General features: G+C 68.3%; 14 protein-coding genes and 2 pseudogenes. 7 read left to right on the top strand and 9 right to left on the bottom strand.

Going from position 1 to position 12,977, the window contains the following annotated elements; all coding sequences use genetic code 11:
• Nucleotides 1–235: 235 nt before the first annotated feature.
• The gene (locus ACGFW5_RS26185; RefSeq protein WP_393836720.1) at nucleotides 236–832 is read left to right on the top strand and encodes a TetR/AcrR family transcriptional regulator; all 597 of its coding nucleotides are present in this window, start codon (nucleotides 236–238) and stop codon (nucleotides 830–832) included.
• A gap of 66 nt (nucleotides 833–898) precedes the next feature.
• Here the strand turns inward: ACGFW5_RS26185 and ACGFW5_RS26180 are convergent, their stop codons facing one another.
• The 3 genes from ACGFW5_RS26180 to ACGFW5_RS26170 all read right to left on the bottom strand — a co-directional run bounded on the left by ACGFW5_RS26180 (nucleotide 899) and on the right by ACGFW5_RS26170 (nucleotide 3,860).
• Nucleotides 899–1,534 (bottom strand): FMN-dependent NADH-azoreductase, encoded by a 636-nt coding sequence (locus ACGFW5_RS26180; protein WP_393836719.1) that lies wholly within the window; start codon nucleotides 1,532–1,534, stop codon nucleotides 899–901.
• Between the two features lie 514 nt (nucleotides 1,535–2,048).
• Nucleotides 2,049–2,591 (bottom strand): SDR family NAD(P)-dependent oxidoreductase, encoded by a 543-nt coding sequence (locus ACGFW5_RS26175; protein ID WP_393836725.1) that lies wholly within the window; start codon nucleotides 2,589–2,591, stop codon nucleotides 2,049–2,051.
• A 219-nt stretch (nucleotides 2,592–2,810) separates the two neighbouring features.
• Nucleotides 2,811–3,860 carry an epoxide hydrolase family protein gene (locus ACGFW5_RS26170; protein WP_393836718.1) on the bottom strand — a complete coding sequence of 350 codons (1,050 nt, stop codon included), beginning with the start codon at nucleotides 3,858–3,860 and terminating at the stop codon, nucleotides 2,811–2,813.
• A 19-nt stretch (nucleotides 3,861–3,879) separates the two neighbouring features.
• On the opposite strand from ACGFW5_RS26170, the gene ACGFW5_RS26165 reads away from it, so the two are divergent.
• Both ACGFW5_RS26165 and ACGFW5_RS26160 read left to right on the top strand, forming a co-directional pair.
• On the top strand, nucleotides 3,880–4,440 hold the full coding sequence (locus tag ACGFW5_RS26165; RefSeq protein WP_393836717.1) for a TetR/AcrR family transcriptional regulator: 561 nt from the start codon (nucleotides 3,880–3,882) through the stop codon (nucleotides 4,438–4,440).
• A gap of 216 nt (nucleotides 4,441–4,656) precedes the next feature.
• The gene (locus ACGFW5_RS26160; RefSeq protein WP_393836716.1) at nucleotides 4,657–4,812 is read left to right on the top strand and encodes a hypothetical protein; all 156 of its coding nucleotides are present in this window, start codon (nucleotides 4,657–4,659) and stop codon (nucleotides 4,810–4,812) included.
• A 570-nt stretch (nucleotides 4,813–5,382) separates the two neighbouring features.
• On the opposite strand, the gene ACGFW5_RS26155 is transcribed toward ACGFW5_RS26160, so the two are convergent.
• Nucleotides 5,383–5,823: a MarR family winged helix-turn-helix transcriptional regulator gene (locus tag ACGFW5_RS26155; RefSeq protein ID WP_393836715.1), complete on the bottom strand. Its 441-nt coding sequence runs from the start codon at nucleotides 5,821–5,823 to the stop codon at nucleotides 5,383–5,385.
• 119 nt (nucleotides 5,824–5,942) lie between these two features.
• On the opposite strand from ACGFW5_RS26155, the gene ACGFW5_RS26150 reads away from it, so the two are divergent.
• Complete coding sequence (locus tag ACGFW5_RS26150) at nucleotides 5,943–7,241, top strand: amidohydrolase family protein (RefSeq protein ID WP_393836714.1); 1,299 nt, start codon at nucleotides 5,943–5,945, stop codon at nucleotides 7,239–7,241.
• Between the two features lie 150 nt (nucleotides 7,242–7,391).
• Here the strand turns inward: ACGFW5_RS26150 and ACGFW5_RS26145 are convergent, their stop codons facing one another.
• The 3 genes from ACGFW5_RS26145 to ACGFW5_RS26135 form a co-directional block, all read right to left on the bottom strand.
• On the bottom strand, nucleotides 7,392–8,183 hold the full coding sequence (locus ACGFW5_RS26145) for a hypothetical protein (protein WP_393836713.1): 792 nt from the start codon (nucleotides 8,181–8,183) through the stop codon (nucleotides 7,392–7,394).
• A gap of 100 nt (nucleotides 8,184–8,283) precedes the next feature.
• The gene (locus tag ACGFW5_RS26140) at nucleotides 8,284–8,445 is read right to left on the bottom strand and encodes a hypothetical protein (RefSeq protein ID WP_393836712.1); all 162 of its coding nucleotides are present in this window, start codon (nucleotides 8,443–8,445) and stop codon (nucleotides 8,284–8,286) included.
• Between the two features lie 368 nt (nucleotides 8,446–8,813).
• Entirely contained in the window at nucleotides 8,814–9,368 is a 555-nt protein-coding gene (locus tag ACGFW5_RS26135; RefSeq protein WP_393836724.1) for a transposase, read from the bottom strand.
• A gap of 84 nt (nucleotides 9,369–9,452) precedes the next feature.
• On the opposite strand from ACGFW5_RS26135, the gene ACGFW5_RS26130 reads away from it, so the two are divergent.
• From ACGFW5_RS26130 to ACGFW5_RS26120, 3 genes and pseudogenes are all read left to right on the top strand, one after another.
• Nucleotides 9,453–9,722 carry a hypothetical protein gene (locus ACGFW5_RS26130; protein ID WP_393836711.1) on the top strand — a complete coding sequence of 90 codons (270 nt, stop codon included), beginning with the start codon at nucleotides 9,453–9,455 and terminating at the stop codon, nucleotides 9,720–9,722.
• Nucleotides 9,719–10,048: a hypothetical protein gene (locus ACGFW5_RS26125; RefSeq protein ID WP_393836710.1), complete on the top strand. Its 330-nt coding sequence runs from the start codon at nucleotides 9,719–9,721 to the stop codon at nucleotides 10,046–10,048. Before ACGFW5_RS26130 ends, ACGFW5_RS26125 begins: the two co-directional genes overlap by 4 nt.
• A 23-nt stretch (nucleotides 10,049–10,071) precedes the next feature.
• Nucleotides 10,072–10,256: pseudogene (locus ACGFW5_RS26120) on the top strand (AAA family ATPase); the annotation flags it as partial.
• 160 nt (nucleotides 10,257–10,416) lie between these two features.
• On the opposite strand, the gene ACGFW5_RS26115 reads toward ACGFW5_RS26120, so the two are convergent.
• Nucleotides 10,417–11,187: an alpha/beta fold hydrolase gene (locus ACGFW5_RS26115; RefSeq protein WP_393836709.1), complete on the bottom strand. Its 771-nt coding sequence runs from the start codon at nucleotides 11,185–11,187 to the stop codon at nucleotides 10,417–10,419.
• Between the two features lie 403 nt (nucleotides 11,188–11,590).
• Nucleotides 11,591–12,301, bottom strand: a pseudogene (locus ACGFW5_RS26110) (VWA domain-containing protein); the annotation flags it as partial.
• Between the last annotated feature and the right edge of the window lie 676 nt (nucleotides 12,302–12,977).

The following is a 12,977-nucleotide window of genomic DNA, read 5'->3' as shown; positions in this document are numbered from 1 at the left end:
GTTCCCACTCGGCATCGCTCAGACCATCCCGCCCCATGCCCACATCAACGACCTCGACGCGGAGTAGTCACATGATCGGCCGGACAAGCCCTAGGGGGCGCTCTTCCTGGTGTGGGCCGTGCAGGCCAGGCACGGTAGTGGGGCGGTGGCCGCAAGCTGAAGGTAGTCTCAACTTCACTGTCCCCAACGTGCCCACAACATGATGGATACCTCGACTCAGAAAGGTGCGAGCACCGTGCCCGAGGCACCCCAGCGGCCGCCGCTGCGCGCCGACGCCCGCCGCAACGTCGAGAAGCTGCGCAAGGCCGCCGCTGACGCCTTCACCGAGCACGGGCTCGACACGCCGCTGGAGACGATCGCGAAGCTGGCGGGGGTGAGCGTCGGCACGATCTACAACCGCTTCGGGAGCCGTGACGCGCTGCTGGACCAGGTCGTCAACGAACTCGCCGACCGGCAGGTGCGCGCGGCGATGGCCATCGCGGACGGCACGGCGGGCAGCGCCTGGGACAGGCTGATGGCCTACGTCGAGGCCATCTGCCAGGCACAGGCCGACGACCCGGCGTTCAACGACGCGTTCTCCCGCCGCTACCCCAACGCCCCGGCCCTCAAGGCCGTCTGCGACAGGTCCCTGGCCTTCGCCACCGATCTGGCCGCCGCCGCCCGCGCCGAAGGGGCCCTGCGCGCGGACGCCCAGATGGGCGACATCACTCGCTTCTTCCAGGTCAACGGTGACCTCGTGCGGGCCGGCGACGACGCCGGCCGCCGCCGCGTCCTCGCCCTGCTCTTCGAGGGCCTGCGCGCGCGCACCGGAAGTCGCCCGCTGCCCCGCTGAACACAGCCGGGAACGACGACGGTGCCGACCCCGCCGAGGCGGGACCGACACCGTTGTCGCGCGCGACTACGCGGCGCGAGCCGCCTTCTCTGCTGCCTCGAACGCCTCGGCCAGCGACCGCTCGCCGAGCGGGACCAGGTGCTCCAGGGCCGGGATGTGCGCGGCCAGCGTCAGGTCCGCGACGATGAACGTCGCCTCCATCTCGAAGATCACCGACAGCACCGACTCCAGGTAGTTCAGCACGTGCTCGTGCGGTGCCCGGGGCGTGCCGGGGGCATACGAGCCGCCGCGGCTGGTCACGACCGTCACCGGCGTGCCCTTGACCCTCGACTCCGGCGAACCTGCGGTGCGGCCCATCAGGATCACCTGGTCCAGCCACGCCTTGAGGCTGGAGGGCACCGAGAAGTTGTACATCGGCGCGCCGATGACCACCGCGTCGGCCGCCTCCAGCTCCGCTATCAGGGTCAGGCGTTCGGCGAAAGCCCGAGCCTGCTCCTCGGTGTGCTCCGCCGGATCGAGCAACCCGGCCGTGTGGGCGTCCGCAGTGATGTGCGGGACCGGCTCGGCGGCCAGGTCCCGGTAGATCACCTCGCCACCCGGGTGCGCTTCCAGCCACGTACGACGGTAGGCCTCGGTGACAGCCCGAGAAGTGGACGCCTGGCCCGCAAACGCGGACGAGTCGATGTGCAGCAGTGTCGCCATGATGCAACTCCGAAAAGGGCAGAGGGCGTGCGCACCCTCCCGCCGCGAGGCGGGGAGACGGTCGCACCAGATAACTTGAACCTACCATCAAGTTCAGCTGCAAGTTGAGGACAGCCTCAAGTTTCCGTCGATACACGGAGCCTGCGAGGGAGAGATGCCCGATCAACAAGCGGCTCTGCACGGCATATTGACTGCCTGAAGCGCCACCCGAAGTGAAGCCCGCCAACGCCCCCCACCCCAGCACCGGCGTCACGAACGGGGAACTCGATGGCGTCACGAGCCAGGAACTCGATCCGGCCGACACCGCCGCATGTAAGCGGTCGGCCGGCGCCCTGTGTGCCGGCGGGAACGATCAGGTGCGACAGCACCGAAGGGTGTCGCCGTCGGTGAGGTGCGCCCAGATGGAGGCCGAGGCGCTGCCGCGCAGGCGCGCATCGCGTCTGAACGGGTGTTGGGCAGTGGCTCCCTTGGTCCGCTGAGCGGTGGCTTCGTATTCGCGCCGCAGGCTGTGGCGTCATGGGGTGGCGGGGCCGAGGTCGCGCACGGCATCGAATCCGGCCTTGCGGTTGAGGTTGCCCGTGATGCGCGCGATCGTGGTCCGGGGAAGCAGGCGTGACGCCCAGGTTCCGGCGCGGTTGGAAGCGCGTCCGGGGAAGGAGATGGACCGGCCGCGTGCGCAGTCGTCGAGTGTGCTGGCGGCTACATCGGCGGGGGTGTCCGTGGTCTTCGGGTCCATGGACGCGGTCGTTCCGTCGAAGAATCCGGTGTCGAGGGCTCCCGGGTGGGCCGCCATCACGCGCACGCCAGTACCTCGGACCTCCTCGGCGTGCGCTTCGGTGAACGAGAGCACGATTGCTTTGGTGGCGGCGTAACTGGCCTGGTATGTCATGGGCTGGAAGGCGGCGTCGAGGCGACGTTGACGATGCCCCCGCGGCCACGTTCGACCATGCCGGCGCCCAGAAGGTGTACCAGGCCGATCAGCGCGGTGACGTTCACATCGACGGACTGAAGGGTGGGGTCGAGGGGGCGGCCGAAAAAGGAGCCCCACCGACCCCATCCCGGCCTTGTTGACCAGGAGGCCCACGTCCAGGCCGAGTTCCTCGATGGCCACGACCACCGCCTGCGGGGACCGCCGGTCCGACAGGTCCGCGGCGATCACATCGACGCGGAGGGAATACGCCTTCCGGATCTGCCCGGCCAGGGCGTGGAGTGCGTCGGCCTAACGGGCGACAAGGATGAGGTGTGCGCCCCGGGAGGCGAGTTCCCGTAACACGACCTAGCGGCCCAGTTCGACCGCGCGGAGGAGGTCGCGGGCGTAGGCTTCCGGCTGTTTCCATGCCGCGAAGTGGCCCCCGGCCGGGTGTTCCACGTACTCGCGCACGTTCAAGAACGCTTCCGCGTAGCTTCGTGGCTCCGGCTTGATGTCGTCCGAAAAAATCGACAGCACCGTCGGCGTCTCGATCCGGTCCGGGAGGGTGACCGGTTCGGTGTATGTCGCGAACGAGGTGCCGATCGTGCCCGTGACCCAGTACGCAGTGATCCAGGTCAGCAACTCGTCCAGGGTGAACGCCGGTGCACCCGACCAGGACTCCAGTTTCTCACCGAGCCACGCCGCAAGGCCGGCCGGTGAGTCGCCGAGAGCCACGGCGAGGGTGTTCGGCCGCGTGGACTGCTCGGCGATGTAACCGCCCTCGCTCCGGAACCACTGTGCCGCCCGGCTCAGATACGCAACGGCGTCGGGGGCGAGCGTCGTCGGGTCTGCCGTCAGCGCCCGCTGTGGGGCGACGTTCGTGAGGTGCAGGGCCGCCACCCGGTCCGGGTGCCGGCCCGCGAGGACTTCCGCGACCGTGCCACCCACATCACCGCCCGACAGCGTGTAGCGCGAGTAGCCGAGTTCGGCCAGACCGGCCGCGACCATCTCCGCGATCCGGCCGGCCGACATCCCGGACGCGGAGAGCGGGGCTGCGAACGGGAAGCCCGGCAGCGCCGGGACCACCACGTGCACGTCCGTGAGCAGCGGCAGGACACGTTCGAACCGCAGCACCGAATCCGGCCAGCCGTGCAGGAGCACGACGACCGGGGCACCGGGATTTACCGACCGCTGGTGGATCACCCGCAGGTCGGTGCCCATCGTGACCCAGGGGAGCCCATGGATGCGGCGCTCGTGCCCGTCCCAATCGTAGTCGCCGGCCCAGTGCGCGAGCAGCTCGTCGAGCCGGGCGCCGGTGATTCCGCGCGTTTCGTCGGCGCCCCAGGGAGTCGCGACCCGCCGGGTGCGCCGCAGTCGGTCCCGCAGTTCGTCCATCATGTGTACGACGATACACATGATGTGTATCGTCGTACACATGACTTCGCGTAACGCCGCCGCCACCCGTCAGCGGATCCTTGAGCAGGCCCGGCGCCAGTTCGCCCGTCACGGCTACACGGCGATCACGGTCAAGGGCGTGGCCGACGCGGCCGGGGTGTCACCCAACCTCATCACGCGCTATTTCGGTGGTAAGGAAGGCCTGTTCGTCGCCGCGACCCAGGTGGAGATCCCGGTAGAGGACTCCTTCGGCGGCGACCGGTCCGAGCTGGGTGCGAGGCTCGCGGCGAGCATCGTCCGGCGATGGTCCGGCGACCGGGAGGAGGACCCGCTGCTGGTGCTGCAACGCGCGTCGGGCGAACGACCGGAGGCGGCGGAAGCCCTCGCTGCCTTCCTCGACACGAACTCGCTGGAGCCGTTGCACCGTTACCTGCGCGAGAGCGGCCTCGACGAGGCGGAGGCCCGCCGCCGCGCCGCCGCGATCGACGCCTTCGTGCTCGGTGTCTCGACCCGCCGTCGCGTGCTGCGGTCCGAGCTCGGCAACCCCGCTGAACTCGAAGCCTGGCTGAGCACGGTGATCCAGCTCCTCGCCGACGGCTGACTTTGTCACCGACCGGGGCAAGACGTTGCTCGACCGCCGCCTGTATCTCGCGACGTCCTGGACGGATGGCCGCGATCAGTGTCACAGGGCCCCGGCATCGACGGACCGCGGTGCGTCGGAAACAGGCGTTCTGCACAGGTACAAGGAGACCCCTGGGACAGTGAAGGGGTGGCACAGGCTGCGACACGAGGCCGACGCCGCCGAAGGCTCCCTGCGATGCGCTCTCACGGGCCGGGGCCCGACGGCGACATGGGAGCGCAGGCGCTCAAAGCACCCGACGTCGACTGCGCGGTGATCAATACCTGCTGCTCGGTCCGCGACCCCAACAGCACATCCACAGCCGTCATCACCGACTGCGGTGCTGCGGCGTGAGCGAGTCCGCGCCCCCACTGATCCATCGCCGAGCCGGAAACGGCCCGGCCGATCAGCCATGCCGGGCTCCAACTGAAGACCCCTCCGGTGCCCGAGCGCCGGATTCGTGTCCAACAGCCCCTTGAACGGCCCGTACAAGCCCACATGCAAGGCGCTGTTCGGATTGGACGTCGGCATCACGGAACCCTGCCACCTTCGAGGCGGTGCACACCGTGCGGACGGAGCCGTCGAGCATCGCCGTTGGCGAAGCCACGCCCGCGTCGGCCTCGGCCTCGGCATACTGAACAGCCATAGCGGCCATCAGTTGGAACGGCGCCGCACCTCTACGCTGCCGTCGGCCGTGCGCAGCCCGCACTGGCCGTCGCCCGTGCGGCCGCTCGGGGTCCATACGGTCCGACTTCTGGTCGCCGTCGGCCGACGGACCGCCTCGTAACACCGCAATGGGCGCTGTTGTGGGTACGGTCGACGCCGCACCTCGTCGGCCTGGCCTGCCGTCCGATCAGCACGCGGCGGTCGTGCACGCGATCTTCGGTGATGCGGGGACCGGTCACTGCCGCGACCGACGCACTGTCAGGCCTGATCCTCCTCAAGATTGGTGACCAGCCTTCTCAACAGGGCCACCAGGAGATCGACTTCTTCTGCGCTGAAGCCCCGCAAGGCCTGATCGTTGGTCTCGAACAGTGCCGACTGCACCCGTGTGAGCTTTGCCAGTCCTGTCTCGCTCAGCGAGATCAGGCTGACTCGTCGATCATGCGGGTCGGGGGTGCGCCGAACGAGACCGTCGCGCTCCATTCGGGCGAGGAGTTGAGCCATGGACGGCTGCTCGATCCGGGCCAGTACCGCCAGTTCCTTCTGGGAGAGCGCGTCGGTCTTGCTGAGCGCCGCAAGCACGGGCATCTGCGCGAACGTCAGCCCCAGCGGACGCAGTCGCCGGTCGTTGATCCGGGACAGCGAACGCGAGGCGATGTTGATCAACGCGGCGGGGGCGGAACCGAATTCTGAGTGCTTCACCCGCCAACTATATAGGCTCCTATTGACTGACTGGATGCGTGGCCATATGGTCCGATACATAGGATCCTATGCAGTCCCGCTTCAGCGGCCGTCAGCGGCCGCCAAAAGAGGAGATATTCGTGATCATTCGCAACGTGACTGCCATCGACGGACAGGGGTCCACCCCGATCGCCGACGCCGAAGTGGTGGTAACCGACGGACGGTTCAGCGCCATCCGGTCGGCCGCCGACGCGCCGGCGGCGGCCGATGGCACGTCCGTGCTCGACGCGCGAGGCGGCTACCTGGTGCCGGGCCTGTGGGAGAGTCACACTCATCTGGGCGGATTCGCCTACTCCAAGCCCGAGAACGAGCGGGCGAAGTACATTTCCCAGCTGCTCACCGACTTCCTGAGCGCCGGAGTGACCAGCGTCGTCGACCTCGGCGGTCCCCTGGAGCTTGAGCTGGCCGCCCGCGAGTATCGCGCCAAGGCCACCGATGCCGCGGCCGGACTGTTCTTCGCCGGTCCGGTATTCACCGGCATCCAGGGCTGGCCGGTCCTGGACGATCCGGCGCGCGCACCCATCGCCTACCAGACCGATAACGCCGACGTCGCCCATCGTCAGGCACTGGAGCTGGCCGATCAGGTCGACTTCATCAAGTGCATCTACGACGGCGAGCCCGGCGCTCCGGACAAGCTGCCCCTCGACGCGCTCAAAGCCATCGTCGCGGCCGCGCACGAGAAGGGCAAGAAAGTGCTCGTGCATGTCCACGAACGCATCGATCTGGAGGAGGCGGTGGCATCCGGCGCGGACGGCATCGAGCACGCTTTCCAACCGCAGAACCCCGGCAGTACCGCGGAGGCTCGCGACATCGCCGCACTCCTGTCGGAGACCAACACCTATTACTGCCCCACCCTGGTCACCTGGGAGCAGATCGCGCACAATGGCGATGCCGCCTATCTGCAGCGGTTGGTCGATGACGGTCACGCCACCCTCAACGACATCCCGCAGATCACCAGCCGCCCGATCTACGGACGCGAGTTCCCCCGGCACTCCCCCCAGGACTCCCACATCCGTTTCGACTACGCAATGCACACGCTGGCACTGATGCACGACGCGGGAGTGAAGATCACCGCGGGCAGCGACGTTGCCATACTGATGCCCACGCCCCCCGCCGCCCTGCTGCGAGAGCTGTATCTGCTGGCAAAAGCAGGCCTGCCGCTGCCCGCAGTCCTGGCTGCCGGCACCCGGCATTCAGCCGAGAAAACCGGCCAAGAGGCAACGAACCCCGCAATGATCACGGTCGGCGCCCCTGCCGACGCGCTGTTGCTCGATGCCAATCCCTACACCGACATCGCGCACCTGACCGACCGTTCCCACCACATCGGAACCATGCGGTCTGGCCGGCCAAGCTGGGACGCGAGTCACCCGCAAACCTGACGCAGCCGAACCCGGGTTCCGCGCACGAACCGCACCACGGGGTGTTGTCCAGGCGCGCAGTCCCGTCGCCCAGATCCTTGGCCCAGAGGCTTTCTGTGATGCAGCTACGCCCAGTAATGGACCGGCGCTGGGATCCTCCCGATCCTTGAATCAGAACGGCGGTTCTTCGGCGTAACCACCCGCCCAGGAATCGCGTTCGGCTATGCGACGGGCCCGAGGTTCGCGGGCGGTCAGGTCATCCGCGTTCTCCAGGTCACTCGTGTCATGCCCCCACGCTTTCAGCGCGTCGAAGGCACGGTCGCGCTTGTAGTGGTCGGTGCTGGTGGCCAGCAGAGCGCGGGCTCGGTCGGTCAGCTCTCCTCGGTGCAGAGCGAGAGCGGGGTGCTCCACCAAGGGGATGGCGGCAATGACGGCTGCGGCGCGTACCTCCGCGTCGTCGTTGCCGAGGAGAGACTGGACAGCGGAGTAGAGCAGTGGACGCAGGTTACGAAACGCTCGCAGCTCCGGGTAGTCGTCGAGAAAGTCTTTGCCGCAGTGGCGTTCGCCAGCGGCCACGTTCTCGTCGTCGGCGTCGTAGGCGGTGCTGCTGAGCCAGTCCAGGAGTGCCACGCGGGTGGGACGACGCGGTGCCCGGTTCGCTTCCTGGCCGTAGTCGCCTGTCGCGGTGGCTGGATGGTTGAGAATGGCTGCCACGTACAGCGCTACGGGCACGGTGGCTTCGTAGATGCTGTTCTGATGGGTCACTGCTCCGAGGGCGTCGACGACGGCCGCAGCTCTGATGCCCGGATCGGGATCCAGGAGGCGTGCCAGCGCCGCCGGAAGGGTCTCGCCTGTCCCGCACGGGGTGGCCAGTGATGCCCAGTCCGTTTCGTCCAGGAACGTTTGGTGATGCGGGAGCTCGTCCGGCAAGGCAGCGTCGGTTTGGCTGGGGCTGTCGGTCACAGGCCGAAGCTATAGCGTTTCGAGTGAGCGGTGTACTTGTGGTTGTCACAGCCCGCTCGATGCGAGCCCCCCACGCGCGTCCGCGTGCCCTGTGGTCACGTCAGCAGCACGCGCTTGCGTAGAGGTTGAAATCCTGCGCGGCCGAACAGCGGCCGAGCATCTGGCGTTTGAGCATCTTGACCCGGTTGACATGACCTTCAACGATGCCGGAGCTCCAGGGCAGGGTGAGACCGGCGATGACGGCGTCCCGGTCGCGGTCCATTCCAGCGGCGAGGGTGTGGAGGCTGGGCAGGTCGTCCTGAGGACCGCGTTGAGCCATTCCGGGAGGCGCTCGCCCTGGCGCTCGGTGAGCATGACGGCGAAGGAGCGCACCTGCCGGGTCAGGGCGTCGAGTTCGGGGCTGTGGGCCAGGACGGTCTTGAGCTGGAGCTGTTCGGCCTCCGACAGCGTCGTGGGCCGCCGGAGGATCCAGCCAGCGACGGTGCGGGGCGACGGCGGCTGCGCGGTCACGGGCCGCGGTGAGGTCCGCTTCTGCCGCAGATAGGCGCGGGGGCGCTGGTAGCTGCCTTTGTAGCCGAGCGGGACGATCTCCTCCCAGAACTTCCAGACTTCCAGGCGTTGGTGCAGCCCTCACGCCAGCGGTCGTCCAGGTAGGGCCTGTACTCGTCCAGGACGGACGGGCGGCCCTGCCACTGGCCCCGAAAGACTCCTCCGGACTCGCGGCGTCGGCCAGGGACTTGACCGTGCGCCGGTCATGCCGAGCTGCCGCTGGACGGCGCGCCGACTGTGCCCCGCGGCCAACAGGGCGTGCACCTCGGTGTGCCGGGCCCGAGCCCGGTCGGCGAACCGGTGGCTTGTCGGCCAGGGCTGATTTACGTTCTCCTCGCGGTCTGCGGAATCAACGTCAACGGCCTGACTGAACAGTGGAGTTGTGACATGCAGACACTGCCGGTGGCGAGCGACGGCCCGCTCGGTCGCTTCGCTGAGGTTGTGCCACAGGTGCCAGCGGTCCGCGACCTGGACTGCCTGCGGTGCACCGGCGGTGGCGCCCTCGGCGAAGAACAGTGCGCGGTCGCGGCAGACGACCTCGACGCCCGGCCGCTCGGCCGGCCAGCCCGCCAGGCTGGACGCCTCCCGGCCGGGCAGCAGGTCCACCGGCCGGCGGGTCTCAGCGTCGACCAACACCGTCCCACAGGCGCGGCCCTTGCGCGTCGCGTACTCGTCGACGCCGACCACCGGCGGGGCCGGCGGCTGTGGATCGGGAAGCGGGTGCGCGTCGTCCAGCACGCCTCTCACCTGGTGGTCTACGACCAGAACGTCGAGGTGGCCCGGTACGAGAGGCTGATCGCGAAGGGCAGCTGCCGCCTGAACCTGGACCACTACCTCAAAGCCCTCATCCGCAAGCCGGGCGCCTTCCCCGGCGCCACGGCGCTGGAACAGACACGATCGGCGGGCCAGTGCACCACCGTCCAGTCCATGACGCCTGGTGGGCACAGGCCCGCAAGATCCACGGAGAACGGGACGGCACCCGGGCGTTGATCGAGGTCCTGCTGTTGGACCGGCACCTCGCCCACGAGCACGTCGTCGCAGGCCTGGCCACCGCGCTGCGAGCCGGAGCCCTGACCGCCGACGCAGTCACCCTCGAAGCCCGAAAGGCCGTCCAGTCCGAGGACGAGCTGACCATCGGCGCATCCGTCCCCGGGGTTCCCGGGCAGCCGCCGGCCACCGTGACCTCGCTGCACGAGTGGCGGACCGCGCACCTGCCGCCGGGCACCCGGCCGCTGCCGTCGGTGACCCCCTACGACCAACTGCTCCGAAGCCGTCGCACCAGCGGCAGCGACCACCGTGAGGGAGAAGCACAGTGACTACCCTGCCCCGCAAGCGAGGCTTGACCGAGCAGGCAGCCGACGCCGCGATCGACACTGCCTGCCGCCTGCTGCGGCTTCCGTCGATCCGCAACGAGTTCAGCGAGATCGCCGACCGGGCGGTCAAGGACCAGATGACCTACCGGGGTTCCTCGCCGAGCTGCTGATGACCGAGTGCGACGACCGGGCCCGCCGCCGCTGGCCTAGGGGGTGTCTGGTGGATCAGGGTCGGTCAGGGTGCGGCGCCTGGTGCGGTGCATCGCAAGGCGCCGGAACGTCGTGATAGCGGAGCTATCGGGGCGTTCCGGCAACGCCGCGAGGTGCCGTGCCAGGCGCCGCACCCCCGGCCATGATCCACCAGACACCCCCTAGGCGTCGAGAAACTTGCGCACGAGTGCGCCAGTCTCTGCGGGGCGTTCCAACAGGAGTTGATGACCAGAGTCGACGTCGGCCACCTCGACACCTGCCGTGCAGCAGACTGCCAGGTACTCCGGGTGCACGACGTTGGACTGAGTGGCACGGACAAGCAGAGTGGGAACACCCGAAGGCGGAACAGTCGGCGGGCGGGCCATCTCGGCGTACGCCGCCGCGATCGACTTTGGATTGAAGCGCCACCGCCACCGCTCGTCTTCGCCTTGCACCAGGTAGTGGGCGATCTCCTGGTCGACACCGTCCTGCGATGCGCTCGGCCAGGACTCCACGTACGTCGCCCGCGCCTCGGCTGGATCGAGGAACGACGGCGCCGCCAGCGCCTTCGCGGCGCTTTTGGCCGCACCATCGGCTCCGAGCCCGACCGCAGGGTCGAGCAGCACCAGTCGGCGTACTCGTTCGGGCGCCTGACGGGCCAGATGCAACGACACCGCAGCTCCGAAGGAGAATCCGAGCACGTCGACCTGCTGCAGACCAAGCACATCCATCGTGGCCACAACGTCGGCGACATGCTGCTCCAGTGTCCATGGCGGAGACCACAGCGACCGACCCTGCCCACGGAGATCAGGCGCATACACACAGAAGTCGGCCAGGTGCCCCGCAGTCAGCTCCCGCCAGCGACCCCCATACCCATACACACCGTGCACGGCGACCACCGGAGGCCCCGTGACATCGCCGAAGGTCTGAACGTGAAGCGTCTCTCCTGCCATAGGGACGCAGTCTAGATCCAGTCCACTGGCTACTTTGCCTCTGGGGACAGAGCTGAGCGTCCAGGGTCCATCTGAGCCTCGGACACTGCATCGCCGTTATTTCTCATGCACATCCGAGATCCCATGAATCGCAAACCGCTGCTGCAACTCGTCGACAAATGCTGTCGCTGGAGGTGAACTAAGGCAGTCGTACGTCGTGTCATTGGCCGGCCCTACGCATGGGCCAATCGAGGCGCCGTAGTTCAGTGTGGTCGCCACCACCGAGGCGACCGCCTGAAACGGTTCAGCGGCCGAGCAGCCTCGCCCACAACCCCCGGTGCTCCGGGGCGGCCGGGGCGGTCGTAGCCGAAGTGTCCTGGCGCGGCTCAGGACGCACGACGGCCTGGCCGTCCGGGGCGGTGGACACGATGCCCTGGGCGCGGGCGGCGGTGAGCCAGGTGGGGAATTCGGAGAGCATCCGGTCGTACAGCTTCGCATCGGGCATCCGCCGGGTATCGCGCCCTGCGGCGAAGAACCCCGTGTTGCTGATAGGCCTTTTTTCCGGGACCGCCAGACGGACGAGTCTCTTCAGGAAGCGGAATTGGCTGCTGTTCTGGTCGCCGAAGCCGATGAACTGCCAGAAGATCGGCAGCTTCGCGGCCTCAACCAGACGCTTTTCCGCCTCGCTCTTATTTGTGGGCTCGCCGTCCGTCTGGAAGAGGACCAGCGCCGGGACCGTGGAGCCGCTTTCGCGGTAGTGGCGTATGACCGCGTCGATCGCCTGGTGGTAGTTGGTTCCGCCCATGCTGCCGAGACCCGCGACGATCCGGTCGATTCGGCCCTCATGGTCCTCCAGCGCGATCTCGGTCAGGGAGTTGACGTCGCTGGAGAAGAAGACGACCGGCACGGTCCCGTCATCGTCCAGATGGGCCGACAGCCCCAGCACCCGGTCGGCGAGCGCCTGAACGCTGCCGTCCTTGTAGTAGGGCGCCATCGAGTAGGAGTAGTCGACCACCAGATAGACGGCGACGCTTTGACCACTCAGCCCTCGCGTCTCCACCGAAGCCCCGGCCGTCTTGTAGAGACTCACCAGCGCGGGTGCGCTCTGCTCGACCTTGCTCAGACTCACGGCCATCCGCCGTTCCCCTCCGCGCTGGCAGTACCCGAACAGTCATGGCTTCCGGGGGCACGCGATCACCGGCGCGCCCGGGACACTGTGTGCCGGGCGGGGCGCTGGTGGCAAGTTTCTGCTGGCGAAACCGCTGATTACTCCTGGCCGTAAAAGCTGTTCTTCGTCGGCAGCTACCCCTGGATCTTCCGCGTCTTGCTCGGAGAGGCGGCGGTCAGGGTCGTACACGCGGATCGTGGGCCGTACATGTCGGTGCCGGCGTGTGCGATGAAACTGCCAGGCCGCAGCTCCTTGTCGAAGGGCCGCCCGGCACGGCGGAGGCCGTCGGACGTGCAGCCAGGCGATGTCTTCGCCGGACTCTAGTCGCGCGAGGCCTCGTCCCCCGCCGTCAGCCACGACAGCCGCGACCGCCACGACCGCCACGACGAGAGATCCAACCACCCGCCCGCTCACGAAGGGCGTGTTGACGACGTTCTCGGAGGGCAGCCCTCCAAGCATGCCCGGCAGAGGACCCAGCACGGGTGATGCAAACGCTGCTGCCCCCGCCATCACACAACAGAGCCTCCCGCCTGGCGGGATGCGCACAGCGCCGCCAGCGGGTTGTCCGTACGCCCCGTCGCCTACGCCCCACACGTCCGGGGACACATCTTGATCGCCCGCGCGCGCCCTCGCCCGCACCCCC

The organism is Streptomyces sp. NPDC048416, from assembly GCF_043200435.1.
Taxonomy (GTDB): Bacteria; Actinomycetota; Actinomycetes; order Streptomycetales; family Streptomycetaceae; genus Streptomyces.
This window is presented reverse-complemented; position numbering and strand designations above follow the sequence as displayed.